Origin of the sequence: Kribbella sandramycini, assembly GCF_013131805.1 — a bacterium.
Lineage (GTDB): Bacteria > Actinomycetota > Actinomycetes > Propionibacteriales > Kribbellaceae > Kribbella > Kribbella sandramycini.
On sequence record NZ_JABJRC010000033.1, the window covers coordinates 1 to 560 of the forward strand.

Consider the following 560-nt stretch of genomic DNA (forward strand, 5'->3'; position numbering starts at 1 on the left):
TGCGGCGCCGCGCCGGAGTTCACCGGGACGCAGAAGTGGTTCAACACCCCGGGCGGCAAACCGGCGACGATCGCCGGGCTCAAGGGCAAAGTGATCCTGGTCGACTTCTGGGCCTACTCCTGTATCAACTGCCAGCGCGCCACTCCGCACCTGCTCGCGTGGGACAAGGCGTACAAACCGCTGGGGCTGGAGATCGTCGGCATCCACTCGCCGGAGTTCGCGTTCGAGAAGAGCGCCGGCAACGTCGAGTCCGCCATCCGCAAGGAAGGCATCACCTACCCGGTCGGCCAGGACAACAACCTCGCCACCTGGACCGAGTACCGCAACCAGTACTGGCCGGCCAAGTACCTCGTCGATGCCGGCGGCACCGTCCGGGCGATCAAGTTCGGCGAGGGCAGCTACGGCCAGGTCGAGGACCAGATCCGGCAGCTGCTCAAGGAGGCGAACCCGGCGGTCCAGCTCCCCGCACGCGTGGACGGCACCGTGCAGGCCGACACGATCGGCGCCAAGGGCACCACCCCGGAGACCTACCTGGGCTACTCGCGCTCGACCAACCTGCA

Annotated in this window: 1 protein-coding gene; it reads left to right on the plus strand. The window is 67.5% G+C overall.

The genetic code is table 11. The features are described from left to right. The coding region (locus HPO96_RS37475) for a redoxin domain-containing protein (protein WP_171679239.1) at positions 1–560 on the plus strand (560 nt) is incomplete at both ends.